This is a genomic window from Paraburkholderia fungorum (assembly GCF_046027215.1).
GTDB lineage: Bacteria > Pseudomonadota > Gammaproteobacteria > Burkholderiales > Burkholderiaceae > Paraburkholderia > Paraburkholderia fungorum_D.
On the sequence record NZ_JAQQEN010000001.1, the window covers coordinates 1,630,967 to 1,655,477 of the forward strand.

Annotated in this window: 22 protein-coding genes and 1 pseudogene; 17 read left to right on the forward strand and 6 right to left on the reverse strand. The window is 61.2% G+C overall.

Features of this window, described 5'->3' with window-relative positions:
* The first annotated feature begins 96 nt into the window (after positions 1-96).
* Genes PQR27_RS07265 through PQR27_RS07275 form a run of 3 tightly spaced genes read left to right on the forward strand, consistent with a single transcriptional unit; the run spans position 97 to position 2,694 of the window.
* Positions 97-891: an ABC transporter permease gene (locus PQR27_RS07265; RefSeq protein ID WP_408523034.1), complete on the forward strand. Its 795-nt coding sequence runs from the start codon at positions 97-99 to the stop codon at positions 889-891.
* A 16-nt stretch (positions 892-907) separates the two neighbouring features.
* The gene (locus tag PQR27_RS07270) at positions 908-1,999 is read left to right on the forward strand and encodes an ABC transporter ATP-binding protein (RefSeq protein WP_408523035.1); all 1,092 of its coding nucleotides are present in this window, start codon (positions 908-910) and stop codon (positions 1,997-1,999) included.
* Positions 2,000-2,016: 17 nt separating this feature from the next.
* Positions 2,017-2,694, forward strand: a complete 678-nt coding sequence (locus tag PQR27_RS07275; RefSeq protein ID WP_408523036.1) for a GntR family transcriptional regulator — start codon at positions 2,017-2,019, stop codon at positions 2,692-2,694.
* Between the two features lie 162 nt (positions 2,695-2,856).
* Here the strand turns inward: PQR27_RS07275 and PQR27_RS07280 are convergent, their stop codons facing one another.
* Complete coding sequence (locus PQR27_RS07280) at positions 2,857-3,795, reverse strand: nitrilase family protein (RefSeq protein WP_408523037.1); 939 nt, start codon at positions 3,793-3,795, stop codon at positions 2,857-2,859.
* 112 nt (positions 3,796-3,907) lie between these two features.
* Between PQR27_RS07280 and PQR27_RS07285 the strand changes: the two genes are divergently transcribed.
* Positions 3,908-4,039 carry a hypothetical protein gene (locus PQR27_RS07285; protein ID WP_408523038.1) on the forward strand — a complete coding sequence of 44 codons (132 nt, stop codon included), beginning with the start codon at positions 3,908-3,910 and terminating at the stop codon, positions 4,037-4,039.
* 36 nt (positions 4,040-4,075) lie between these two features.
* On the opposite strand, the gene PQR27_RS07290 is transcribed toward PQR27_RS07285, so the two are convergent.
* Positions 4,076-4,555, reverse strand: coding sequence for a winged helix-turn-helix transcriptional regulator (locus tag PQR27_RS07290; protein WP_408523039.1), 480 nt, complete (start codon positions 4,553-4,555; stop codon positions 4,076-4,078).
* A gap of 284 nt (positions 4,556-4,839) precedes the next feature.
* Between PQR27_RS07290 and PQR27_RS07295 the strand changes: the two genes are divergently transcribed.
* The 8 genes from PQR27_RS07295 (at position 4,840) to PQR27_RS07330 (ending at position 14,436) form a co-directional block, all read left to right on the forward strand.
* A complete protein-coding gene (locus PQR27_RS07295) occupies positions 4,840-6,159 on the forward strand; it encodes an urea ABC transporter substrate-binding protein (RefSeq protein WP_408523040.1) in 1,320 nt (439 codons plus the stop codon).
* 17 nt (positions 6,160-6,176) lie between these two features.
* The gene (locus PQR27_RS07300) at positions 6,177-7,043 is read left to right on the forward strand and encodes a branched-chain amino acid ABC transporter permease (RefSeq protein ID WP_408523041.1); all 867 of its coding nucleotides are present in this window, start codon (positions 6,177-6,179) and stop codon (positions 7,041-7,043) included.
* A 10-nt stretch (positions 7,044-7,053) separates the two neighbouring features.
* Positions 7,054-8,925, forward strand: a complete 1,872-nt coding sequence (locus PQR27_RS07305) for an ABC transporter permease subunit (protein WP_408523042.1) — start codon at positions 7,054-7,056, stop codon at positions 8,923-8,925.
* Positions 8,909-9,607 (forward strand): ABC transporter ATP-binding protein, encoded by a 699-nt coding sequence (locus tag PQR27_RS07310; protein ID WP_408523043.1) that lies wholly within the window; start codon positions 8,909-8,911, stop codon positions 9,605-9,607. The genes PQR27_RS07305 and PQR27_RS07310 overlap by 17 nt, the downstream gene beginning before the upstream one ends.
* A 95-nt stretch (positions 9,608-9,702) precedes the next feature.
* Positions 9,703-11,115 carry an amidase gene (locus PQR27_RS07315; RefSeq protein WP_408523044.1) on the forward strand — a complete coding sequence of 471 codons (1,413 nt, stop codon included), beginning with the start codon at positions 9,703-9,705 and terminating at the stop codon, positions 11,113-11,115.
* A 40-nt stretch (positions 11,116-11,155) separates the two neighbouring features.
* Positions 11,156-11,545 (forward strand): tautomerase family protein, encoded by a 390-nt coding sequence (locus tag PQR27_RS07320; RefSeq protein ID WP_408525433.1) that lies wholly within the window; start codon positions 11,156-11,158, stop codon positions 11,543-11,545.
* A 289-nt stretch (positions 11,546-11,834) separates the two neighbouring features.
* Entirely contained in the window at positions 11,835-12,773 is a 939-nt protein-coding gene (locus PQR27_RS07325; RefSeq protein ID WP_408523045.1) for a LysR family transcriptional regulator, read from the forward strand.
* A 181-nt stretch (positions 12,774-12,954) separates the two neighbouring features.
* Positions 12,955-14,436, forward strand: coding sequence for a DUF4387 family protein (locus PQR27_RS07330; protein ID WP_408523046.1), 1,482 nt, complete (start codon positions 12,955-12,957; stop codon positions 14,434-14,436).
* 21 nt (positions 14,437-14,457) lie between these two features.
* Here the strand turns inward: PQR27_RS07330 and PQR27_RS07335 are convergent, their stop codons facing one another.
* Positions 14,458-15,303, reverse strand: a complete 846-nt coding sequence (locus PQR27_RS07335; RefSeq protein ID WP_408523047.1) for a sulfite exporter TauE/SafE family protein — start codon at positions 15,301-15,303, stop codon at positions 14,458-14,460.
* Between the two features lie 411 nt (positions 15,304-15,714).
* Between PQR27_RS07335 and PQR27_RS07340 the strand changes: the two genes are divergently transcribed.
* From PQR27_RS07340 to PQR27_RS07350, 3 genes and pseudogenes are all read left to right on the forward strand, one after another.
* Positions 15,715-16,371 (forward strand): response regulator transcription factor, encoded by a 657-nt coding sequence (locus PQR27_RS07340; protein WP_408523048.1) that lies wholly within the window; start codon positions 15,715-15,717, stop codon positions 16,369-16,371.
* A gap of 243 nt (positions 16,372-16,614) precedes the next feature.
* A complete protein-coding gene (locus tag PQR27_RS07345; protein ID WP_408523049.1) occupies positions 16,615-17,190 on the forward strand; it encodes a hypothetical protein in 576 nt (191 codons plus the stop codon).
* Positions 17,136-17,333, forward strand: a pseudogene (locus PQR27_RS07350) (SDR family NAD(P)-dependent oxidoreductase); the annotation flags it as partial. The gene PQR27_RS07345 and the pseudogene PQR27_RS07350, both read left to right, overlap by 55 nt.
* 12 nt (positions 17,334-17,345) lie before the next feature.
* On the opposite strand, the gene PQR27_RS07355 reads toward PQR27_RS07350, so the two are convergent.
* Complete coding sequence (locus tag PQR27_RS07355; RefSeq protein ID WP_408523050.1) at positions 17,346-17,858, reverse strand: DUF6622 family protein; 513 nt, start codon at positions 17,856-17,858, stop codon at positions 17,346-17,348.
* 455 nt (positions 17,859-18,313) lie between these two features.
* Positions 18,314-20,785, reverse strand: coding sequence for an EAL domain-containing protein (locus PQR27_RS07360; RefSeq protein ID WP_408511628.1), 2,472 nt, complete (start codon positions 20,783-20,785; stop codon positions 18,314-18,316).
* A gap of 397 nt (positions 20,786-21,182) precedes the next feature.
* Between PQR27_RS07360 and PQR27_RS07365 the strand changes: the two genes are divergently transcribed.
* The gene (locus PQR27_RS07365) at positions 21,183-22,868 is read left to right on the forward strand and encodes an AMP-binding protein (protein WP_408226270.1); all 1,686 of its coding nucleotides are present in this window, start codon (positions 21,183-21,185) and stop codon (positions 22,866-22,868) included.
* 136 nt (positions 22,869-23,004) lie between these two features.
* Positions 23,005-23,787: an SDR family NAD(P)-dependent oxidoreductase gene (locus tag PQR27_RS07370; RefSeq protein ID WP_408226273.1), complete on the forward strand. Its 783-nt coding sequence runs from the start codon at positions 23,005-23,007 to the stop codon at positions 23,785-23,787.
* Between the two features lie 264 nt (positions 23,788-24,051).
* Here PQR27_RS07370 and PQR27_RS07375 read toward each other — a convergent pair whose 3' ends face one another.
* Positions 24,052-24,411 (reverse strand): BON domain-containing protein, encoded by a 360-nt coding sequence (locus PQR27_RS07375; protein WP_408226276.1) that lies wholly within the window; start codon positions 24,409-24,411, stop codon positions 24,052-24,054.
* Positions 24,412-24,511: the final 100 nt, after the last annotated feature.

A 24,511-nucleotide genomic window follows, 5' to 3' on the forward strand; every position in this document is an offset into this window, starting at 1 on the left:
GGAGGACTGAGATGAAACAACCCCCACGCTCACTATGTTCGCTGCCCCCCGAGGGGGCGTCAGTCCCCCTTGGGGCGGCCCGGCGGGAGGACTGACATGCTGCTCGATTTCGATCGTCTAGGCGCGCTGCGCTATATGTTGCTTGCCGTTGGCGCCGCCGTTGCGCTCTTTCTGCTGTTGCCGATCGCGTTCATTGTCGCGCTGTCGTTCGGCGATTCGCAGTGGCTGATCTTTCCGTCGCCGGGCTGGACGCTGGAGTGGTATCGCCAGCTTTTCACCGACGCCGGCTGGGTCGATTCGCTGCTGACGAGCGCGAAGCTCGCCGTCATCGTCACCGCGCTGTCCGTGCTGATCGGCTTTCTTGCTTCGCTGGCACTCGTGCGCGGCAAGTTTCGCGGACGTAATGCCGTGCAGGCGTTCTTCCTCACGCCGATGGTGCTGCCTGTCGTCGTGCTGGCTGTCGCGCTGTATGCGTTTTTCCTGCGCATCGGTCTGAACGGCACGATGACGGGCTTCGTGATCGGCCATCTGATCATCGCGCTGCCGTTCTCGATCATCTCGATCAGCAACTCGCTGTCGAGTTTCGACACGGCGCTCGAAGACGCGGCACTGATTTGCGGTGCGTCGCCGCTCGAAGTGAAGCTGCGCGTCACGTTGCCGGCGATCCGGCTCGGCCTGTTCGCTGCCGCGATCTTCTCGTTCCTCGCGTCGTGGGACGAAGTGGTGGTGTCGATCTTCATGTCGAGTCCGACCTTGCAGACGCTGCCCGTGCGGATCTGGGCCACGCTGCGGCAAGACCTGACGCCCGTTGTGGCGGCGGCGTCTTCGCTGCTGGTCGGATTGACGACCGTATTGATGTTGGCGGGCGCCCTGTTGCGCCGCGCACGATAACCGAGGTGAATCAGCCATGACTGCCGCATTCCTGCAAATCCAGCGCCTGCGCAAGACCTACGACGACGTCGTCGCCATCGACCAGGTGTCGCTCGATGTCCGCAAGGGCGAATTCATGACCTTTCTCGGGCCGTCGGGCTCGGGCAAGAGCACGACGCTCTATATCGTCGCCGGCTTCCAGGAGCCGAGCGAAGGGCGCGTGTTGCTCGACGGCAAGCCGCTGCTCTCCGTCGCGCCGAACAAGCGCAACATCGGCATGGTGTTTCAGCGCTATACGCTGTTTCCGCATCTGACCGTGGGCGAGAACATCGCGTTTCCGTTGCGCGTGCGTCGTCGTCCCGATGCGGAAGTGAAGGCCAAGGTCGAACAGATGCTCAAGCTAGTGCATCTGTCCGAGTGCCGCGACCGGATGCCTTCGCAATTGTCGGGCGGGCAGCAACAGCGCGTCGCGATTGCCCGCGCGCTCGCCTATGATCCGCCGGTGCTGCTGATGGACGAACCGCTCTCCGCGCTCGACAAGAAGCTGCGCGAGGAAATCCAGCTCGAACTGCGCCGCATTCATCAGGAGACGGGCGTCACGATTCTCTATGTGACGCACGATCAGGAAGAGGCGTTGCGGCTGTCGGATCGCATCGCCGTGTTCAATAACGGGCGCATCGAGCAGGTCGGCACGGGTGAGGAACTGTATGCGAATCCGGCTTCGCGTTTCGTCGCGAGCTTTATCGGCAACTCGAATTTCCTGCCGGTGCGCGTGACGTCGCACAGCGACGGCCGGATGAACGGCGTGTTCCCGAATGGTCATACGGTGGTGTCGGGCAGCTTCAATCCGGTGCTCACGGCGGGCGACGAAGGCATGTTGATGATTCGCCCGGAGCAGATGCGCATTCAGCCACTGCGCGACGCGAGCAGCGCGGCGGGTCTGCCCGTCACGGTGCGCGACATCACGTATCTCGGCGACGCGATGCACTACGCCGTCGCCACGCCCTGGCAGCAGGAGATCTCGATTCGCAAGTCGGCGGGACATCGCCGTGACAGCGGCCTCGAGATTGGCACCCATGCGCTCGTCGATTGGGATATGCGTGATGTGCGACTGTTCGCGCAGGCGTGAGCACGGTCATGCACGCCATGAGTGACGCTCTGCCTTCGCTGAAAGTCGAACGCCGCACCACGACGCTGCGCGAACTCGCGCTTGAGAAAATGCGTACGGCGATTCTGGAGGCGCATTTTCGTCCGGGCGAACGGCTGGTCGAGCGTTCGCTATGTGAAGAACTGGGCGTGAGCCGGACCGTCGTGCGGGAGGTTTTGCGGCATCTGGAGACGGAAGGGCTGGTCGATTCGATACCAAACCAGGGGCCGATTGTCGCCAGGCTGGATGCCGGGACGGCTGCCGAAATCTACGAGATTCGCGCGCTGCTGGAAGGCGATGCGGCGATGGCGTGCGCGCAACATGCGGATGACGCGGTGATCGCGCTGCTGGCCGAGTCGATCACACGAATCCAGCAGGCGTTCGAAGCGCACGCGCATCAGATGGTGCGTGAGCTCACGGCCACGTTCTATGAGGCGATGTTCCATGGCGGCGGCAAGCGCGTGTCGTGGGAGATCGTGCAGACGCTCAATGCGCGGATCAACCGTCTGCGCGCAATGACGATCGCCTCCGATGACCGCGGCCGGCAGGCCGTGCAGGAGATGAACCGGATCCTCGACGCGATCCGCGCGCACGACGCGCAGCGGGCGCGCGATGCAGCCACAAGCCATGTAGCGCGGGTCGCGGATATCGCCGCGCAATTGCTGCAGCAGACGTAGGCGCAAGTGGATGCCGCGCCGGATGAGCGCGCGCTTTCGTCACCTCGACCGCGAACGACTGCATGTCCAGTCGAGGGATTCGATGCATTGCAATGTAGACGTTCCGAACGAAGGCAACCTATCCACCGGCGCCCTCATTCGAATACATACCGCCGATATCGCTTACCGCGGGTGCGGCTTGGCGCCGGCGTAGCCCAGCATCTGATCGTAAAGATCCGTGCGGCGGTCGCGGTGTAAATCGTTGTTCTGATTCCAGATCGGGGCGGTGCGAGTCCGGGTCAGGTCGATATCGGCGTAGAGAATGGTGTCTTCATCCGGACCTGCGATCCTGCCGACCGGCCAGCCATTGGTACTGGCAATGATCGAATTGCCCATGAATCCCGCGCCGCGCTCCACACCGACCCGGTCCGCCGTGGCGATGAACACGTTGTTCGAGTGCGCCGCCGCGATGGTCAGATAGGCCGCCATGCAAACGCCGCTTTCGTCGTAAAGCGGCGGCGGCGTCCACACCCAGTTGGTCGGAATACAGATGATGTCAGCGCCCATCTGCGCGACGATGCGCGCGTTTTCCGGGAACCAGATGTCCCAGCATACCAGCAGCCCGATCCGGCCAATGCGCGTTTCGAACACCGAATAGCCTTCATTGCCTGGCGTGAACCACAGTTTTTCGTTGTTCCACAGATGCGTCTTGCGATAGCGGCCGATATACCCGTCGGGTCCGACCAGCACGGCGGTGTCGAACAACTGAAGGCCATCCTGTTCGACCAGGCAGCCGACGATAAACACGTTATGCCGGGCGGCGAACTTCTCCCACTCCGCGACGGTCGGCCCATCCGGCACGGCTTGTGCATGTGCGTACGCTTCTTCCCGGCCCGTAAAGCAGTAGCCAGTGGTCGCCAGTTCTGGCAACACGATCAACTGCGCACCCGCGTCGACAGCAGCGGTCAACCGCTGGCGCACGGCGGCCGCATTCGATTCGAGGTTTTCGACGCCCACTTGCGGAGCGAACTGCACGACCGCGACCTTGACGGGGCTGGCGCGTAGTTCGTCCGCGGCGTGAGGTTCTGCCGCTGTGACGGAGGTGTGGTTTGAATCAGTCATGATTTGCCTCGCTCTGATGGTCCGGGCCTGTGGTTTGCGCCGGATGGTTGCAAAATGAAACTTTAAGAAGGTTAGCAGTTGAAGTTTCAATTTGCAACTAAGAGAGGGATCGATGAATACCGCATCTGCAGCGATAGTCACGGACGGCTTTGACAACACGCAGAGACAGACCGCCAGCGCATTGCTGGCGGTCCGCGCTAAGGAGGAAGGGGAGGATCAAGTTGGCGCGATGCGCGGCAACTGAATGCCGGGCCGCGACGGCGCCCGGTTTTAACGCAGGTTACGACGAGGCCTGGCTAGCTGCAGCCGCTTTGGCCGGCAACTTCTTCACATAGGTTTCCGACGACGCAACGGGTTGACCGTCCGCCGAGCGCAACACCATCCGCTGAATGGGCCGGCCACTCTTTCGCTCGATCATCTTCGAATGGCGTTCGCCTTTGGCGAACAGGTGGTCTTCGCCCCATTGGCGCAACCCGACCACCACGGCAAATAAGCCTTCGCCTTTTGGGGTGAGCACATATTCCTGGAACGCGCTGCCGTCCGATGCCGGCGCCAATTCGAGGATGTCTTCGGCGACCAGACTGCGCAAGCGCTCCGTCAAAATGTTCCGGGCAATGCCGAGGCTTGCCTGGAATTCGCCGAAACGACGCATGCCGTCGAATGCGTCGCGCACGATAAGCAGCGACCATTGATCGCCAACCACGTCGAGTGCGCGTGCCATTGGGCAGTCGTCGCTTCTCAGGCTCCTTCGCTTAGCCATCATTTTTCTCCGTTCATCGCCAGCGCATGCTTTGCACTGCGCGAGCAGCAGCATACGCGTATTCATCCGACATTTGGGCTGCACGTGTGGCCTGTGCAACCCGCTGCGAGCCGGCTCCGCCTCGGGGTATTCACCAGGCTAAAGCCGTTTCGGTACCTTACTTATTTTCTCCAGTTGCAATTTTAAACTATCCAGCCTACGCTGCATGTAGTTTTAGTTTGCAACTATGTTGCAGCCTCGTCGCAATCCTTCGCATCCTCACTATTCGCTTCTGGGAGAAGACCATGGCCGACCGCGACCGCACCGAACCGAATCCGCCGTCCACCGCCTGGGTGGCCGACGATTCGACAGAAAAGAATCAGCATGACTACAGAGCCTCAGGCCGATGGAAGCGTGTGGTCGCGCGCTGCCTGCTCAGCGTGGCGATGGCGGCCGGCGTGGGAGCCTCGGTCCGTGCCGCCGAGCCGATCCGGATTGGCTCTATCTTTGACCTGACTGGCGGCCTGAACATCTACGGCATTCAGCAAAGCGAAGCCTTACATCTTGCTGTAGCCGATATCAACAGTCACGGAGGTGTTCTCGGCCAACCGGTGCAGATCGTGGAAAGCGACGCGCAATCCGAGCAGAGCAAGTACACCCAGTACGCGAACACGATGATCATGCGCGATCATATTGCTGCGCTCTTCGCAGGGCTCACAAGTTCTTCGCGCGAGGCGATGCGTCCGGTTGCACGCCGGAGCGACACGCTGTACTTCTATTCGTCGCTGTACGAAGGCGGCGTGTGCGACGGCAATACATTCATTACCGGTCCCTCCGCGTCGCAGCAACTCAAAGTGCTGATCAAATGGTCGATCGAGAAGTATGGCAAGCGGATCTACATCATGGCGGCCGACTTCAACTTCGGCACGATTTCCGCCAATTGGGTGCGCGCCTATGCAAAGGAGTTCGGTGCGGAAGTCGTCGGTGCTGATTTTATTCCGCTGACGGTCACCGATTTCTCGTCGACCATCCAGAAGATCGAGGCCGCGCACCCCGACTTCGTATTCGCGCTGCCGGTCGGCGCGAACCAGACGGGCTTTCTCGAGCAGTTCGCGGCGGCAGGTCTGAAGAAAAAGATTGGCATCGTGTCGACCAATTTTGGCTCCGGCAATCAGCAGGTGGTCGTTTCGCCCGACGCCAGCGACGGCATCGTTGTCTCGCTGCCTTACCTCGACGGTATCGATACACCGCAAAACAAGGCCTTCAAGGCTAAGTGGCAGGCAGCCTACGGCACCAGGGAACCGGTCGTGGAAGCCGCTGCCGACGTCTGGGACGCCGTCCATCTCTGGGCGGCGGCAGCCAACAAGGCAAACAGCGTGGAGCCGGCCAAGGTCCGGCAGGCGCTGGAAAGCAACCTGAGCTTTGACGCGCCGAACGGCCTCGCCACGCTGCAGGCTCACTCGCACCACCTGAAGCAGAACATCTTTCTCGCGCGCGGCAATCGTGTGCGCGGCTTCGATGTAATCGCGGTGTATCCATCCGTTGCACCGTCTTACGAAGATGAGAAGTGCGATCTGCTAAAGAACCCACGCACGGCGATTCAGTTCACGCCGACCGGTTCCTGAGCCCGAGGAGACGAGACATGGACACGGGATATCTGTTGCACGCCCTGGTGATGGCGCTATCGAGCGCGTCGATCCTGTTGATTGCGACACTCGGACTGGCGGTCGTATTCGGGCTGATGGGCGTGGTCAATCTTGCACACGGCGAATTCATCATGATCGGCGCCTATTGCGCGCTGTTCGCCTTCAAAGCCGGCCTGCCGTTCTGCATCGCGGTGCTGGTGGCCACGTTGGCGACTGCGTTGTTCGGCGCGGTCGTCGAACGGCTGATCGTACGCCGCCTATACGGGCGGCTGCTGGACACGATGCTTGCGACGTGGGGACTCAGCCTTGTTCTTTATCAGCTCGCGGTAGTGCTGTTCGGGGCGGTCACACCCGGTATCGGCTTGCCGATGTCGAATGTGAGCATTGGCGGCTATGCCGTAGCGACTTATTCGCTCTTTCTGATCGGTGCGGCGGTGCTGCTGTTCGCCGCATCGTATTTGCTGCTGACGCGCACGGGTTATGGCTTGATGGCGCGCGCTGCGATCCAGGATCGTGCCACGGCCAGCGCCTTGGGTATCGAAGTCAAACGCCTGAATACCGCGACCTTCGCGCTGGGCGCCGGCCTTGCGGGCTTCGCGGGAGCGATTCTGCTGCCCTCGATTCCCGCTACGCCCAATATGGGTTTCGGCTTCACCGTCAAAGCATTTCTCGCCGTGGTCGTGGGCGGTCCCGTCACTCTGGCCGGCACGCTGGCTTCGGCCGGAGGTCTCGGCGCAGCGTCGGGCCTCGCATCGAGTTACTGGTCGGGTGTGGTCGGCGACCTGTTGTTCTTCTGCGCCACGATGGCCATTTTGCGCATGTTTCCAAAGGGCATTTCCGAACATTGGCGCCTCAAACTGTAAGGTGTACACGATGAATTTCGATTCAAGCACGCTTCACTCGAGTTCGCGGATGACCGCAGGTAGCGGGTTGCCGCGCTGGGCCAGGTCGTGGTGGTGCCGGGTGGTTCTCGTCGGCGGTGCGGTGGCGGCAGGTTCGATGTTTTTCGCGCCGTATTTCGCCAACGTGGCGACCTCGTGGCTCATATTCGGGTTGCTGGGTCTGAGCCTCGACATTGTCTGGGGGCGCATGGGCTTCCTCAGCCTCGGTCAAACAGCGTTCTATGGAATCGGCGGCTATCTCGGCAGTCTGGCCGCGATCAACCTCGGCGGCGACAATCCCAGCATTCTGCTTTGGGCGTTGCCTGCCGGGGTGGCGTCCGGCGCGCTGGCGGCCGCATTGATCGGCTGGATTATCTTTTATGGACGCATGGGTACGCTGCAAGGAACGATCCTGACGTACACGGCGGGTCTGCTGATGTGGACCGGGACCGTTTCGCTCAATGCGACGGTCGGGCAAGCGGTGATTGGCGGTGACAACGGCATGTCGAACATTCCTTCGATTGCGTTTGTGAACAATGCATCCGTACCCTCCGCGCGGGCGATATTCGTTGGCGTGCTAACTATTGTGCTGATCGTGTATCTGGTGGTGCAGCTGATCATGCGCTCGCCGTTCGGCATGGTGATCGATTGTGTCCGTCTGAACGAGCAAAAAGCCGAACTGCTAGGTTATGACGTGCGCCGCTACCAGCTTGCCGCCTTCTGCCTGTCGGGTTCGATCGCGGGTCTTGCCGGCGCGCTCTACGGCGGATGGGCGACTTACCTGAGTCCTTCGATCTTTAGCGTGCAGGAAGCCCTGCTCGTGCCGATCTACGTTCTGGTGGGCGGCATCGGCACGCTGGCCGGCCCGTTCGTCGGGGCGCTGGCGATCGGTGGGTTGTCGTTCTGGCTCGGCGGCGGCGCCGCCGGCGGGCAAACGACGCTGGTGATGGGCGCGGCGCTGATCGGTCTCGTGCTGTTCATGCGCGGCGGCCTGCTCGGCGCGCTGACGCGGCGTCGCGCAGCGGCACTGAACATCCGTGCGGGGGCCGACAACGGAGACGCAAGCGAGCAGTCGGTGCGGATCGATGCCGCGCTACTGGCGCAACTGATGAAAAGCGGTCCGGCATGGGTGCCGTCTGTGTCGCTCGAGACGCATGACATTGTCAAGCGCTTTGGCGGCGTCGTGCCGGTCGGGGGTGTCACGCAAAGCTTCAGCGCCGGCCGGGTACGCTGCCTCATCGGCCCGAACGGCGCCGGCAAAAGCTCATATTTGCGCTGCTGTACGGGTGTATTTCCAGTTGACCAGGGGCGCATCACGCTCGCTGGGCGGGATATAACACGGGCAAAAACCTTTGAGCGGATTCGTGAAGGCGTGGGGATCAAGTTGCAGGCGCCACAGGTTTTCGGTGATCTAAGCGTGCGTGCCAATCTCTGGATTGCCGCCTATAGCGCGACGCGCGAAAGGCACCGCGCCGACGAGGTCACCGAAAAAATGCTGGCCATGCTCGCGATGATGCCGCACGCCGAACGGCTGGCGGGTGACCTCTCGCACGGCGAACAGCAATGGCTGGATATCGGCATGGTGCTATGCCTGGCGCCGAAAGTCATTTTCCTCGACGAACCCGCGGCCGGCATGACTGGCGCGGATCGACGCGAACTCTCCGCGTTGATCCGCATCCTGTCGGCGTCGATCGCGGTGGTCGTGGTCGAACATGACATGGAGTTCATCAAGACGCTGAACGCTAACGTGACGGTGTTGCATCAAGGGCAGGTGTTTGCCGAAGGCGATATCGACACGCTTCGACAGGACGAGCGCATTCTCGACATCTACCTGGGGAGAAGAAAGCATGTTCGCCATATCTGACGCGCGCGGCGGCTATCAGAAGACGATCATCCTGCGCGGCGCCTCGATCCAGGTCGAGACTGCGGAAGTCGTCGCCCTTCTGGGCCGCAACGGAGCCGGCAAGACAACGCTGATGAAGTACGCAATGGGGCTGCTGGAACGGGTAGCCGGACACGTCGAACTGGCTGGCGTGCGACTGTCGCACGAGCCGTCCGTTCGCGCGAGGGCCGGGCTCGGCTACGTGCCGCAGGGGCGCTACGTGTTTCCGCGTCTGTCGGTGGTCGAGAATATCGCGGCGGTGGCCGCGGCGTTCGGCTTGTCGCGCGCTGATGTGGTCGAGGACATGCTCACCGAATTTCCGATGCTGCGGCAGAAAGCCCATACCCTGGCCGGGTCACTGAGCGGCGGCCAGCAGCAGGTGCTGGCGATCGCACGGGCACTCGCAACACAGCCGAAACTTCTGATTCTGGACGAGCCTACCGAAGGTGTTCAGCCGTCGATCGTCGAAGAAATCGCGGAGATCCTGAAACGGCTGAATCGCGAGCGCGCGTTGGCGATCCTGGTAGCGGAACAGGACCTCGACTTCTGTCTTGGACTGGCAGGCCGGGCGTATGTAATGGACCGTGGGACGGTGGTGCGTCAGGTCTCGAGAAGTGAATTATTCGACGATCAACAGTTGCTGCAGGAGTTGCTTGGGGTTTGACGATATCGGCGCAAAACGCGCTTTGGAGACGCCGTCGCCGAGGATTTCGTGGCCGCGGCGGTGAGCGATATTAGACGTACTGAAGGAGTTCGAATTTGAACCATGTCATCACGCCGGCCCTTGCGTCACCGCTCGGAGCCGATGGACGCCGGCTGACCATCGCACAGCAGGCTGCGCAAATCGAGGCTGGGGCCGCTACCAGTGCAGCGCGTGTGGACGCGTGCCTGGCACGCATTGCCGACCCGCAAGGGGAGGGCAAGCGGGTCTTCATCAAGGTGTGGGACCAGCAGGCGCGTCAGGTGGCCGCTGCGCAAGACAGTCTGTTGAGTGCTGGCTATCGGGCCTCGCCGCTTGCCGGCGTACCGGTGTCAATCAAGGATCTGCTGGACATCAAAGGAGAGGTTACGCGCGCTGCTTCAATCGCGCTGGACGACGCGCCTGCCGCGCGCTGCGACGCTCCGGTGGTGCAGCGCCTGAAGGCCGCAGGCGCGGTGCTGGTCGGCAGAACCAACATGACGCAGTTTGCGTTCTCGGTGGTGGGTCTCAACGCGCACTTCGGTACACCGGGTAATCCGTGGGACCGCACGCGGATTCCAGGCGGATCGTCGTCGGGTGCCGCCGTCTCGGTCGCCGACGACATGGCGACCGCTGCGATCGGTTCGGATACGGTCGGCTCGATCCGCGTGCCGGCGGCGCTATGCGGCATCGTCGGATTCAAGCCGACCCAGCGCACAGTGCCGCTGGGCGGGACCATTCCGCTGTCCACCACGCTCGATTCGATCGGGCCGATGGCTCATACGGTGGCCGATTGCGCGGAGGTCTACGCGGTAATCGCAGGCGAGACCACGCAGCCGCTCGACCTGGGGGTTAAGGGACTGAGACTGGCAATCCCGCGAGAAGTCGTGCTCGACGATCTCGACGCGGAGGTTGCAAGGGTATTCGAGTCGGCATGCAGCGCCATTTCGGCAGCGGGCGCGGACCTGAGCACGGAGTCGTTTCCGGCGCTCGCCGCCGTGCATGCGCTGAACGGAAACGGCGTCATCCAACCTGCAGAAGCATTGAGCTGGCATCGAGACTTGCTGCGCCGCAGGGGGCAGGACTATGACCCGCGCATCAAGGCGCGGATCGAGACCGGGCTGCGGATTCAGGCGAGCGATTACATTGCGATGCTGGAGCGCCGTCAACAGTTGATCGAAGCCTTTGACGAGGCGACGAAACACTACGACGCGCTGATCATGCCGACGGTTGCGATCGTGGCACCCACCTTCGATGAGTGCGCGAACGCCGAGGATGCCATCCGGACCCGTCTGTTGCGCAATGCCGCTCCGTTCAACTTCCTGGATCGTTGTGCGATCTCGCTGCCGATTCATCGTCCGGGCGACGCACCGGTGGGCTTGATGCTGGTGGGGCGGCGTGGTGGCGACTGGGCCTTGCTGAAAGTCGCCCACGCGATCGAGTCGCTGTTTCCTTCGTTGGCGAGCCGTGCTGAAGCGCGTCGCTCGCGTTGATCGATGCGTGTTTTCAACTCATTTCAAGGGACTCTCTGATATGCCGTACCTGCAACTCGACGTTAACGGCCAACATTCGACCGACGACAAAAAGCGCCTCGCCCGCCAGCTTTGCGAGACCTATTCGAATCTGATGAGTGTCGATATCCGGCGCATTAGCATTGCCATTCGGGAAACCGGGGAGGGCGGCGTGTGGCGCACGGTAGACGGCGAACCCGTTCCCGTGTCCGTACTGATGTGCGACATCCGCCGCGGGCGTTCGGCGGAATTGCGACTGGAAGTGGCCAAAGCACTCTGCCGCGATTGCATCGAGATTCTCGGACTGCGCGAAGACCGTCTCAATGTCGAGTTCACCCAGCATTCTGGCGATGAAATGTATCACCCGACGCTGGGCGGCTATAGCCCGGAGTGGTCCGAGGGCGAGGCGTGATCCAGATCGCGCGGGTGGCCCAAGGTCACCCCTGTCGCCGCTGGAGTGGTCGACGTCAGAAGTATCCGTCGGCGAATCACGATAATATTGCAGGATGCGCCGCGACTGACCAGACGCGCATACTCCCGGCAGCACGCGGATCGGCATTTGCCGCGTTCGCGGCCACGAACCGAAATCGGGTGGCCACGTAGACTGCATTGTTGACTATCTGTGAGTGCGTGAAGCTTCAAAGCGGAGGCCCGGCGTAAATTGCATACGCAATGGGCGAATCTGGTTTCGTGGAGGGCGCATGGCGAGATCGAGAATACAACTGCGGCATCTGCTTTCCTTCGTTAAGATCGTTGAAGCGGGTAGCTTCTCGCGTGCAGCGACCATGATTCACGTCGCGCAACCCGCTCTTAGTCAGCAAATGGCTGAACTGGAAGAGAGCCTTGGCGTGTCTCTGCTACACCGCAGCGCGCGAGGCGTCCAGCCAACGGCCGCCGGAAAGCTACTGCACGCAGAAGCCGAGGCGATCATCCATCGCATCGAGCATTTGCCGGACCTTGTTCGGTCGTGCGGCGAAGATGTCACGGGCGTGGTTCGCATCGGAATGTCAACGGTGTTAGCGTGGTTCATGTCAAACGCCGTTGCCAGTGCCTGCAAAGCGGCTTTGCCCAACGTCACGCTGCATTTCGTCAGTGCGACGAGCGGGCAGCTAACCAGTCGTGTTCGTGAACACACTCTCGATATGGCGGTGATTTTTGACGGCACATTTTCGGAGGGCGTCGCCAGCCACACGCTTTTTAGACAGAAGCTTTTTCTCCTCACGCAAGCCAAAACGCTTGTCGGCGAAGACCGTGTTGCCTGGGACCGGCTGAGAGACATGACCCTCATTTTGCCTGCCCGTCCGCATGAAGTTATCTCCCGGACGATCATTGCGTCCTTGTTCAACGAGGGGTCTCCTGCGCCACGAATGATTGTAGAGAACGATGTCTTCGCGACACTTTCGGCAGTCCAGGCGGGTCTTGGAAGCGCACTCATGGCGATCGGCGATTTATCCAGCGCCAAGGGTGGGGCTGAGGTGAAAGCTGTCCCGCTTGAGCCTCCCATCTATATGACGGTAACTCAGATAACGTCAGCCGAGCAGCCGTTGGCGCCTGCTGCCGAGGCGACATCTCAGGTGATTCGTAACCTGATAGTCCGGTACCTGGAAGAACAAAAAATCGCCGGTGCTGTACCTGTCTAACCCTGATCCACTCGGCTCGTCGCGATGTTGGGACACCTGCAACTGAAGCGGCCGCCCATATGCGTTGCTTATAGCGGCATCGCAACCGGATATTTCTCCTCTTCCCTAAAAGCCTGCAAACTTCACACCGCAACGCCGGGAGGACGGTATGTCGCCCTCAGGTGCAAAGTGGGAGTCATGCATGGCAAGGCTGATTTACCGGGTAGTGTCCGCATGCGGCGCATTGGGATGCGGATTCCCGCGTGAATCGCTGCAAAAGGCACTGAATGGCCGGGTCGATGCGGTGATTGCCGCTGCTGGCTCACCGGGCGTAAATCAGCGCTACGTCGGCAGTGGCGACCCGTGCGCCGAGCGCGAAGCCGTCAAGGACGATCTTCGAAAGATGGTCGAGGCCGGCGATCGGATCGGCGCCCCCGTAATCATCGGTAGTGGCGTGACGGCCGGCGGCGACCGCGATCTCGACAGGATGCTCGACATTGCGACGGAGATCTTCGAGGAACTGCAGGTGCGCGGCGTGAAGGTGGCCGTGATCCGCTCCGAAGTCGCTCCGTCGATCGTGATCGACGAATTGCGCGCTGGTGCATTGCGGCCGTTGGGCGCCGGACCCACACTCGACGAAGCGGCGCTGCGCGCGAGCACGATTGTGGGCCAGATGGGCATTCATCCATTGTGTGCAGCCCTCGCGAGTAGCGCGAAGTACGTCTTCGCCGGCCGCTCGTGCAGCGCGGCCCTCTTTGCCGCCGACATGATTCGCCGCGGCATCTCGCCTGGGCTCGCGTATCACGTAGGCCATGTGCTCAAGTACGGTGCGCGCGCATGTGAGACCGGATCGTCATCCGACTGTCTTGTGGCGGAAATCTATGACGATGGCAGCGCAGTTTTCGTAGCACCCGTCGAAAGCCGTCACTGCACGCCATACTCTATCGCGGCGCATTCGCTCTACGAGCAAGCTCACCCGCAACTGCAGTTCTATCCTGAAGGCGTGCTAAACACGGCAGAGACCGAGTTTTTTCCCGTCAGCGCGCTGGCCGCCGGCATTCGCAGGAGTGCCTTCTATCGTATAAGGAGGTCGTGGCCGCCAAGCATCAGGCTCGAAGGCACGCGGCGTCGTGGGTCTATCCATGAATGGACGATCGATCACCTGCTGCAAAACGAGGAGATCATCCGCGATAGCCTGTTTCCGATCCACTACTATCGGGTAAGCGGGCGCGAATGGGTCGGCGCGGGTCAAGCGCGAGCGGAGTACTTCGAGGTGGGGGAGCTGGCAGGGACACAGAATCTCGATGCGAGGACGCTTTGCGTCATCGAGGATGTGCCGCCACACGGCAGGCCATTCCGAAGCCGGCGTCTGCTTGAGATCGCTTGCGTGTTCCGAAGCGAGGGTACGGGTACCGGCTGGCTGACTATCGACGTATTTTTCAGGTCGAAAGAGGCCTATGAAATGGCGCTCCTCTCCAACCTCTTTTGCGCGCGCAACCTGGCGATCGCGCTTGGACTCAAACTGAAAGCCATTACCGGCAGTTACTTTGTCGACAATTGCAGCGCGATCAAGATTGCTATCGAGTGGCCCGCGTCATCCGCGGCGCTCGACGGCCGCGACAAGTTTGGCGCTCAGCAGCAAGCTGCAATCGAGCGCCTCGTCGTTCCAATGTATGGGGTTTGAAGATACGTCTTGATTTGCATGCTAGACGCCAGGGGCGACGTTCGGCTTTGCCCCGGTATTCACGGCGGCGAACGTTTCGATCGCGGGAATGACCCGTTTGTCGAGCCACTGAATCGGCACTGCCAGATGCACCAGTTCACCCACGACGACGACAATCAGCAAGCCGACGATCCAGCGTCGCGCCTGCGCTGAGATTGCGACGCGCGCACCCAGAAAGCCGCCGACCAGACTGCCCAGCGCCATGAGTCCTCCGCTCGTCCAGTCGATGCTTTGGTGTTCGGCGAAGATCAGCATTGCGACCGCGGTCGTCATCAGCGTGGCGAAGTTCTTGATGGCATTCGCGTGGACGAGCGTCAGTCCCGCTGCGAGTACGAGCACGAGCAGCATGTAAGTGCCGGAGTCGAGCACGATGAAACCTGCCCAGAATCCGACGAGAGAAAGTAGCGCCATCTGCTTGACGCCCAGGCGTACCTCGCGGTCTCCCGCAACGTTCAGCAAATCCTTGAGCTTGGCGAATATCAGAATCAGCGCAAGGACCACCGCGCCAACGATGATCTTGCGAAGGTCATGTCCCGGAAGCTGTTCGCTCGCAAGCGCGCCCAGGGCTGCGCCGAGCGTCATCGGCGCAGCGACGATCAGCGCGCGTCGCCACGGAATCGCTCCGCTGCGTGCGAGACCGATCGTCGCGGCAAGCGCGCCGACAAGAACCGGAACCCGATTGGTCGCATTGGCGGCGGCAGCGTGCAGGCCGATCGACATGAGAACCGGCAGCGATACCGCCGATCCCGATGACGCAACTGTATTGAGAAAGCCGCAGAACACGCCCGCGATCACGAGGACGGCAATGATTTCTGGATTGAAGCTCATGGCGTCTCCTTCGATCAACCTTGCAACCGCCACGATGTATGTGGCGGGACGTGACCGAATCTTGCAATCGACTTCTCGTATGGATCGATCCGGTGGCGTGAAGATAGGGGTCGAGAATGAGCCAGGAATTACGGACGTAGCTATATGCGCCGCTTATACCGGCATCACGAGCCGGTATTTTCGCCATTCCAAATAATCTTGCACACTCCGCCCCGCAGTATCAATACGACCGCTTGTCGTGATTCGATCCAGGGCAAAACCATGCGCGGGGATGCGCAAGGCATTTCACGAACGTGAATTCCAGTTGGTTTAAGCCCATCACAATACGTTATCCGAATCAACAGGGGGATTATCAGTTTCAATAGCGCGCGGCCGACGTGGCGCGAACGCTATCCAGAACGGTGGGACGTCATGCGAGTTTTACTGGTTGAAAACGATTTGCAGATTGGTGGGAACCTGCTTCGCGCATTGAAGGATGCGGGTTGCTTTGTCGACTGGGTTCGCGACGGCAACGCCGCTAGCGCTGCCGTCACCACGGCCTACTACGCTGTCGTGTTGCTCGATCCCGGCCCGTCGGGCGCAGGGGGTATCGATCTGCTGCGTTCGTTGCGTGCCGCGGGCAACCACGTCCCCGTTCTGGTTCTCACAGCACAGGACGATCTGGAAACGCGTGTGCGCAGTCTTGATATCGGTGCCGACGATTGTGTACTCAAGCCAGTCGAAGTCTGCGAACTTCTTGCGCGCATCCGGGCAGTGTTGCGGCGCAAGGCGGGCTACGCCACTTCGCGTATCGGTGCCGCGTCGCTCAGCCTCGATCTCCACAAGCGCATGTTGTGCTGCAACGGGGTGGCGTCGTCGCTCTCTGCGCGCGAATTCGCGCTGATGCACGCGTTCCTGGAAAGACCCGGCATGGTCCTGTCGCGCGGTCAGCTTGAGGACAGGCTGTACGGATGGGGTAAAGAGGTCGAAAGCAATGCCATTGACGTGCTGATTCATGCGATGCGCAAGAAGTTTGGGCGGTCTCTGATCCGCAACGTGCGCGGGGCCGGTTGGACGGTGGCGCATTGAGTTCATCTACCAGTACGCGACCAAACCTTCCTCGATCCCCGCTGGACGTTCCGACCATGACCAAACCATTTCATTCGCACCATTCTGCACAACGAGCGCCGGATTGCTTCGCTCGACGCCCGTTGTATCGCTCGCTCGCCTTTTGCCTCGCGACAGCCGCCTTCAGCAACACGACCGCATTCGCTTAAGCCAATAACCTGCCGGTGAACAACCTGTCTGGCTCGCCGGCACCCGATCAAAGCGGTGCGCAGGGCGGAGCCAGTCATTTACGGACTCAGTTCCGGTAGCCAGAGCCTGATTTCGCTGATTAGCATCGGCGGCGCCGGCGGTACCGGCACGAATGGTGGCAACCCGACGGGTAACGGTGGGTCCGGTGGTGATGCGGGTGGCGTGACGCTGACCATGGACGCTGGCACTAGCGTCAACAGCAACACTACAAACCCCGCCGCGGTGCAGCTAGCCAGCAATGGCGGCGTCGGTGGTACGGCCGGCGAGATGTCCAGCGCTACCGGAAATCCCGACATGCCCGGTGGTGGCGGCGACGCGAGCCAGATCACGTTCAACCAGTCCGGATCGGTCGTCAGCACCAACGGCTGGAACGGCAGCACGCCAGGTACGACGGCCATCCTGATGATGGCCAACGGCGGCAACGCAGCCGAACCGCTGCCGCAAGACGGTGCGCAGGACAGCGGCCATGTCACCGGCGCCAATGGCAACAACGGCGGCAATGCCACGCCCATTACGTACAACCTCTTTCAGTGTAAAGCGAACTTGGCCGCCCCAACATCGCCGCCTACACGGCGAGCAAGGGCGCCGTGAAGATGCTGACGAAAGGCATGACGATCGGCTGGGGACAGCATGGTGTCCAGGTCAACGGTCTCGGGCCGGGCTACTTCAAAACCGAACGGACCAGGGTGCTCGTCAAGGACGAGGCTTTCAGCAAGTGGCGGATTGACCGCACTGCAACCCTCACGTCACTGCAACTGAAGAGTCCGGCGTGCGCTCAGTGCCCGCCAGTAGGTGAAGAAGCGCCCGGCGAATACGCCGGCGACGGCCCCGGACACCACGGCATCGATCAGGACAACCGTCCCGAGCGACGATGCGTCGGTCACGGTCGCAAATTCCACTCCGAGCCAGAATTTGGTCACGAATGTGGCGATAATCAGCAGCAACGGCAACACGGAACCCGGCAGCATGACGGTATTCGCAATCGGATCGACCATGAACCGGGACCGGCTCGCGATGAAAACGCCGCCCATCATGCCGACGAGTGCGCCTGTCGTCCAGGCGATCGCGGCGGACCATCCCGCCAGCGGATCCGAAAGCAGATGCGCAATACCCCAGCCCGCAAAGATGAGTGGGACGATAGCGAGCTTCGAGAGTGATGCCGTTCCGCTTCTCAGTGCCTTGAAGCCGCGCGATAGCAGAACGACGAGCAGCACCCAGACCCAGGTTGGCGTGCCGTGAATGATTGCTGCCGGTGACATGATGAGCTCCTTTCAGATCTGATGATTTCTCGACGGGCGATAACGTCCGAGCGACTGAATGGTGTTCATCGTACCGGCATGGAATGAGCGAAGAATTAGGAGAAAGTACACCGGCTGGGTCTATCGACTTGCGTCAGTCGTTGCACCTGTGATGTCTATTTGCAAAAAGCGCCGACGTCAGCGGAACGTAATGGAGTGGGGGAGGAATAGCGGACAACAAGAGGAATGGCGGACAACAAAAAACCCCGTAAGACTTTAATCTTACGGGGTTTCTCGAACTTCTTCGGCTTATGTTGAAACTAGGCCGGAACAACTGTTGGTGCCAGGAGAGGACTCGAATATGACATGTAGTAGATTGATTATTAAACAATAAATTTCTATTTGTGTGCGCAATATACGTATCTGTATACGCAAAAATGCGGGGAGGACGGCAGGGGACGCACACGGCCCCTGTTTCATGCTGCGCTGCCGACATTTTGCAGGCCGGCTTCGCGCCGGCCTGCAAAATGGACCGGCCTCGCCACGCCATAACCCTGCGCGTAGTCCACACCCAACTCACGCAGGTGCGTCAACGCCTCATCGCTATCCACCCATTCGGCAACGGTCTTCATGCCCATGGCCTGGGCGATGCGCTGGATCGCCTCGATCACAACCATATTGATCGGATCATCGAACATCTCGCGCACGAAGCCGCCGTCGATCCTGATGTACTCAGCCGGCAAGTGCTTGAGATAGGCAAATGACGACATGCCCGCGCCGAAATCATCCAGCGCGAAGCGGCAGCCCATCGCCTGCAGTTGGCGGATGAATGAAGTCGCCTGGGTCAGGTTGCTGATTGCCGCGGTCTCGGTAATCTCGAAGCAGACGATATCGAGCGGGATGCCGTGATGCGCCGCGCGCTCGCGGATATGCTCGGACAACTGATCGTCGGACAGCGAAGCGGCAGAAAGATTGAGTCCGCAGACTGCGATATCCGCTTGATTCGCGCGGCGCAAGCGCCCAAGCTCGGCAAAGCCCGCATCGATCACCCAGCGGTCCAGAGTGGGCATCAGGTTGTAGCGCTCGCACGCAGGGATGAAGGCCATCGGTGGCACCAGCTGGCCCTGTTCGTCCACCATGCGCAGCAGCAACTCGATATGCCGGCCTGTTCCGCTGTCGGCCTGCAAGGGCACTACCTGCTGGGCATGCAGCGCGAAACGTCCGTCTGCCAGTGCCGCGTGCGTACGGCTGACCCACTCCATTTCGTCGTGGAGGACACGTACGGCGTCGTCGTGCGGCTGATACACCTGCACGCGGTTGCGTCCCCGCTGCTTGGCCAGATAACAGGCGGCATCGGCCGCGCTCAACGCCTCGGCCACGTGCGACACGTCCGCGTCGAGGCGGATCATGCCGATACTCGCGCCCAGCGCGAAGCTGCGCGTGCGGTGCACGAAGCGAAAGCGTGCAATCGCCTCGCGCAGCGAATCCGCTACGCATTCGCCATCTTCGGTGGTGCAGTCCTCCAGCAACACGCCGAATTCGTCGCCGCCGAGGCGCGCAAGCATGTCGGACTTGCGCAACTCCGCTGTCATGACGGACACCAGTTGCTGAATCAGTTCGTCGCCCGCAGCATGCCCGCACGTATCGTTGACCACCTTGAACTGGTCCAGATCGAGGTACATCAGGACATGCGTGCAGTTCTCAGACTGTCCGCGTTGCATGGCGTCGGCCAGACGCCGTTCGAACTCGATGCGATTGATGAGGCCGGTCAGCGCGTCGTGGGTGGCATCGTGCGCGAGGCGCGCGGCATGCTCCCGCTCGCGCGCCTGCTCTGCGCACAGCAGCGCCTCTGCACGCTTTTGCTCGGTAATATCGGTCAGCGAGCCCGCCATGCGTTGCGCGAGTCCGACGGTGTCGCGCACCATGCGTCCACGCGAGCGAACCCATAAGTAGGTGTTGGTCCTGGTGCGCAGGCGAAACTCGGCATCGAAGGGCAGGCTGTCCTGCAGATGCCCGTGGAGCTTCAACTCGATGGAGGAGAAATCGTCCGGGTGGATGAGCGCGAGCAAGGTGGCGAACGATTGGGGCAACTCACACTCGTCGTAGCCCAGCATCCGTGTGCAGCGTGGCGAAAAATAGAATGCATTGCTGCGCAAGTCCCAATCCCACAGCCCGTCGTTACTGCCGCTGATGGCGAGCATGAGCCGTTCCTCGCTGCGCGACAGTGCCTGCCTGAGCTTCAGCTCCTTGCGCATGCCGCGCGCGGCGAGAAATATCCCAGCGGCCAAGAGGAGGAATGAGGCGACGTCAATGCCCGGTATCGGCAGGTTGCGCACCCGACGCGAGACTTCGCCGAGCGAATAGGAAAAGGCCTCCTCGAGCTGCGTGAGGCGGTCATTGGATTCCCGAATCTGAAGCATCAAGCGCGCAACGTTCGCCGCGCCGTGGTCGCCGCCGAGCGTCGCGACGTGCAATTGCTCCGCGAGGTCGTGGAGCAATTGCACCTCGGCGTCCGCTTGGGTCCAGATGGTGATGGCATGTTCGAGCGGCGGCAGGCGGCGAAAATCCAGAACGAGGCGGATCATGCCTGGAATATCGTCCGGATGGTTGCCGCCGGCGATCAGGCCGGCGGCGGCCTTGTCCAGGTCGGGTTGCGCGCGCAGCAGTTCGATTCTGGCAACGCGATCGCCAAGGGGTACGGCGATGGCACGCTGATAGGCGAGGAACTCATCTTCATTGTGGGTCTCGCCATAGCGGATCAAATGGAGCACAGCGTCCTTTTGCCCCTTACTCCACAGGCTTTCTCCACCCACATAGGCGCGAACGGACGAGAGCAGATCGATGCTCAGGCTGCTGGCCAGCATCAATGCGAACACAATCGGGATGAAAGGCCCGACCACGCGCAAGGCCTGTTTGCTTAGGGCCGAAGATTGGCGCTCACTCCGCATCTCAGTCTCCGGGCCGGTTCGGCGAACTTAGCGGGTCTGTCCGCGCGTTTTTTCTTGCCGAAAAGAATAGCGCAGGCGTCGCGCTTTCCGCCCTCCCAAAACGGGGGGGCACTTGACCATCACGCAGTGGTTGTCGCGCAAATCGGGCCGCTCTTGCGAGCTGACCTCGATGTTCAGCGCTGCAGAGCCTGCCATTGCGCCGCGCCCCTAGAAAAGGAAGGGGCGGCCCGACAGGACGTTGCCTATGATGGCCTGGTGCCGACTCGTTCGAACGGCGTGAATACCACGTCAATCGGGAACGTATGACGTGCGCCTGCCGCAGCCATCGCTCGCCTACGTTGCTGCTCGCAAGGCTCGCATCCGGATGAAGCAAATCAGAAGAATCTTGGGGACAAGCATGAAAGAGATGAATTCTATTAGTCTGGTTCACCGCTTCCTGCAATGGGAGCAGTCTCAGCCAGACGCTGTCTACTTTACTCAGCCGCATCCTGATGGAACGGTGGTGGACTATAGCTGGAAGGAAGTCGGCGACCAGGCGAGGCGCATGGCTGCATATCTGCGCTCGCTTGCGTTGCCTGCGAAGAGCCACATCGCGATTCTCGGGAAAAACAGCGCGCACTGGATCATGGCCGATCTTGCGATCTGGCTGGCGGGGCATGTGTCCGTGCCGTTATATCCCACCATCAGCGCCGACTCCGCGCGCTATATCTTCGAGCACTGCAATACCCGCCTGCTGTTTGCCGGCAGGATCGATGGTGCGCCGCAACGCTGGGATGAGATTCGCTCGGGCGCGTCGGCACAGTTGCCGATCGTCGCTTTGCCGATGGCCCAGATCGGGGGCGTACCGCACTGGGACGAGATCATGGCCAATGTGAAACCGTTGCAGGACGTGAGCTTGCCTCAGCCCGACGAGCTAGCGACCATCATGTACACGTCAGGTAGCACTGGAAAGCCCAAAGGCGTCATGCACAGCTTTCGCAACATGATCACGTATGCGTTGGAATCCGGCCGCTTTTGCGGGTTTGGGACGGGCGACCGTTTGTTGTCCTACCTGCCATTGGCGCACGGCGCCGAACGGTGCTTCGTGGAGTCGAACTCGCTTTGCCACGGATGCCGCGTCTACTTCTCCGACAGTCTTGAGACGTTTGGGCGGGATTTGCAGCGTGCGCGGCCCACACTGTTCATCTCGATGCCGCGCCTGTGGACCAAGTTTTACATCGGCGCGTGCGCGAAGCTCCCGGCATGGAAGCAGAAACTGCTGTTCTCGCTGCCCATCGTCTCGGGCGCCATCAAGAAGAAGATCCTTGCGCTGCTGGGACTCGATGCCGTCAGGATTGCCTTCACCGGCTCCGCGCCGCTGCCAGTAGAAATCGTGAACTGGTATCGCAAGCTGGGCCTCGAACTGCTCGATGTATACGGCATGACGGAGAATTTTTCGTACTCGCACTACAGCCGGCCAGGGCAGGTTCGGCTCGGCTATAGCGGTCAGGCGCTCCCTGGCGTGACATGCCGCATCGCGGACAACGGCGAGATCCTGCTCCAAACACCCACTCAGATGCTCGGTTACTTCAAGGATCCGGAACTGACGGCGCAAACCACGACCGCGGACGGCTTTTTCATGACGGGCGATCGCGGCGAGATGGACGAGATCGGCCGCCTGAAGATTACCGGGCGGGTCAAGGAGCTCTTCAAGACCAGCAAGGGAAAATACGTCGCGCCGGTGCCGATCGAAAACTTGCTTAGCCACCCGAAGGTTGAAGCGGTGTGCGTGACGGGCCCTGGACATCCGCAGCCCTTCGTCCTCGCGATGCTTGCGCCCGATGCGAAGCGGCAAATGCAGGACCGTCACGCGCGCGAACCGCTGACGGCGGAACTTCAGAGCCTGCTCGATAGCGTGAACGCCATGCTCGAAGACCACGAGAAGCTGGGCTATATGGTGGTCGTCGCAGACAGTTGGTCGATCGACAATGGTTTCCTGACGCCGACCCTCAAGATCAGGCGTAGCATTATCGAGGATCGCTATCTGGCGAAGGCGCAGAAGTGGTCCAAGCTCGGTCAGACCATCGTGGTCGAGGCGAGCTAGCCAGCGCATCAGGGCCTCGTGCATCGGATGCGGGGTGCGCCGAAGCCGCAGGGCGCAGCGTGCCACTTCGGCGGTGTGCCGTGCGGTCGTGTCGGCGCTCAAGCAAGGTGATCATCGACAGGGAGCGTGATTCGTCATGATGCTCGACTCAACGGTTTCAGCGGTAGTCACCGGAGGCGCATCGGGCCTCGGCGCGGCCACCGCGCAGCGTCTCGCGTTGCGTGGCGTGCGTGTCGCGATTTTCGACGTCGACGCGGAGCGCGGCAATGCGCTCGCGCGCGAGATCGGCGGTGTGTTCTGCCGAGTCGATGTGACCGATGGCGCGCAAGTCGATGCAGGGTTTGCAAAGGCACGCGCCGCTCATGGCCAGGAACGTCTTCTGGTCAACTGCGCGGGTACGGGCGATGCAATCAAAACCGCAAGCCGCGACAAGACAACCGGCGAAGCGAAGCACTATCCGCTCGACAGGTTCGAGCGCACGATTCAGATCAACCTGATCGGCACGTTTCGCTGCATCGCGAAATCTGCCGCGGGCATGCTTGAATTAGTCCCGCTCGCCGATGGCGAGCGGGGGCTGATCGTCAATACGGCGTCGGTGGCGGCTGAGGACGGACAGATCGGTCAGGCAGCGTACAGTGCGTCCAAGGCCGGTATCGTGGGGATGACGTTGCCTATCGCGCGTGATCTCATGAACGACGGCATTCGCATCAACACGATCATGCCAGGGATTTTCGAAACGCCGCTGATGCGCAGTGCGCCTGACCACGTACAGCATGCACTCATGCAATCGGTGCCATTTCCCAAGCGGTTCGGCCGGCCCGAGGAATTCGCCGCGATGGTCGAGAGCATCGTGACCAACGTCTATTTCAATGGCGAGAGCGTGCGTCTCGATGGCGCGATCCGTATGACGCCGCGCTGATGCCGCGTTGTATGGGTTGACCAAACGATGTGCATTCGCATATCGAGCCATGCAGCGTTGGGGACGACAGGGATATAACGGCGATTCTCCCGGCACCAGGAGCGGGACGCTGAAAAACGGCGCTGACGGCTCGTTGACGATCTACGTGCAGCCGGTCGCCAGGCGCGGACAAGGCGGCTAACCGGCTGCCCGCCCCTAATGGCGAAGACTTCTCGCTCAGTTGCTGACGAAGGCTTCAGCAGAGTCGTCGAATCCGTCGATGTATTACTGGCTTCCTGCCGGGCCCGCGAGAGTCAATTCGTTCCTCACCGAACTGACGCCAGCCACATCCTGGGCGGCGTGCGTCGCCAGCTCGATTTGCGTCTGTTCCGGCACGGTGCCTTCCAGCATCACGGTGCCGTTTTTGGCCCGAACCGTGATGGCGGTTACGTTAAGTCCCTTGGTCTTGCTCAACGCACGCAGCACGTTCTTTTGCAACGCGCGATTGGCCGCCTTCGCGTTCGTAGCCGACGCGGCAGAAACCGCCGGTGCGGCGGTCTCACCGTTGCTTTGCGCATAAGCGTTTAGCGACGCCATAACAACGAGCACGCCAGCGACGCGCCTGATTGCCTGAGTTGTCTTCATTTAATTCTCCTGTTGTCAAATTCCTGAAATTCCGAGCACACTCGCTCACCCCCGTTTTCGCACGGGTCGGGCGCTATCAACGGCACCGCCTGGTGGCGTC

Excerpts from the sequence above, each read along its gene's own strand:
- PQR27_RS07300 (WP_408523041.1), top strand. The coding sequence starts at position 6,177 with ATGGACACGGGATATCTGTTGCACGCCCTGGTGATGGCGCTATCGAGC.
- PQR27_RS07370 (WP_408226273.1), top strand. The coding sequence starts at position 23,005 with ATGATGCTCGACTCAACGGTTTCAGCGGTAGTCACCGGAGGCGCATCG.
- PQR27_RS07375 (WP_408226276.1), bottom strand. The coding sequence starts at position 24,411 with ATGAAGACAACTCAGGCAATCAGGCGCGTCGCTGGCGTGCTCGTTGTT.
- PQR27_RS07265 (WP_408523034.1), top strand. The coding sequence starts at position 97 with ATGCTGCTCGATTTCGATCGTCTAGGCGCGCTGCGCTATATGTTGCTT.
- PQR27_RS07320 (WP_408525433.1), top strand. The coding sequence starts at position 11,156 with ATGCCGTACCTGCAACTCGACGTTAACGGCCAACATTCGACCGACGAC.
- PQR27_RS07275 (WP_408523036.1), top strand. The coding sequence starts at position 2,017 with ATGAGTGACGCTCTGCCTTCGCTGAAAGTCGAACGCCGCACCACGACG.
- PQR27_RS07335 (WP_408523047.1), bottom strand. The coding sequence starts at position 15,303 with ATGAGCTTCAATCCAGAAATCATTGCCGTCCTCGTGATCGCGGGCGTG.
- PQR27_RS07285 (WP_408523038.1), top strand. The coding sequence starts at position 3,908 with ATGAATACCGCATCTGCAGCGATAGTCACGGACGGCTTTGACAACACG.
- PQR27_RS07330 (WP_408523046.1), top strand. The coding sequence starts at position 12,955 with ATGGCAAGGCTGATTTACCGGGTAGTGTCCGCATGCGGCGCATTGGGA.
- PQR27_RS07340 (WP_408523048.1), top strand. The coding sequence starts at position 15,715 with ATGCGAGTTTTACTGGTTGAAAACGATTTGCAGATTGGTGGGAACCTG.
- PQR27_RS07310 (WP_408523043.1), top strand. The coding sequence starts at position 8,909 with ATGTTCGCCATATCTGACGCGCGCGGCGGCTATCAGAAGACGATCATC.
- PQR27_RS07270 (WP_408523035.1), top strand. The coding sequence starts at position 908 with ATGACTGCCGCATTCCTGCAAATCCAGCGCCTGCGCAAGACCTACGAC.
- PQR27_RS07365 (WP_408226270.1), top strand. The coding sequence starts at position 21,183 with ATGAAAGAGATGAATTCTATTAGTCTGGTTCACCGCTTCCTGCAATGG.
- PQR27_RS07290 (WP_408523039.1), bottom strand. The coding sequence starts at position 4,555 with ATGGCTAAGCGAAGGAGCCTGAGAAGCGACGACTGCCCAATGGCACGC.
- PQR27_RS07295 (WP_408523040.1), top strand. The coding sequence starts at position 4,840 with ATGGCCGACCGCGACCGCACCGAACCGAATCCGCCGTCCACCGCCTGG.
- PQR27_RS07355 (WP_408523050.1), bottom strand. The coding sequence starts at position 17,858 with ATGTCACCGGCAGCAATCATTCACGGCACGCCAACCTGGGTCTGGGTG.
- PQR27_RS07360 (WP_408511628.1), bottom strand. The coding sequence starts at position 20,785 with ATGCGGAGTGAGCGCCAATCTTCGGCCCTAAGCAAACAGGCCTTGCGC.
- PQR27_RS07280 (WP_408523037.1), bottom strand. The coding sequence starts at position 3,795 with ATGACTGATTCAAACCACACCTCCGTCACAGCGGCAGAACCTCACGCC.
- PQR27_RS07325 (WP_408523045.1), top strand. The coding sequence starts at position 11,835 with ATGGCGAGATCGAGAATACAACTGCGGCATCTGCTTTCCTTCGTTAAG.
- PQR27_RS07305 (WP_408523042.1), top strand. The coding sequence starts at position 7,054 with ATGAATTTCGATTCAAGCACGCTTCACTCGAGTTCGCGGATGACCGCA.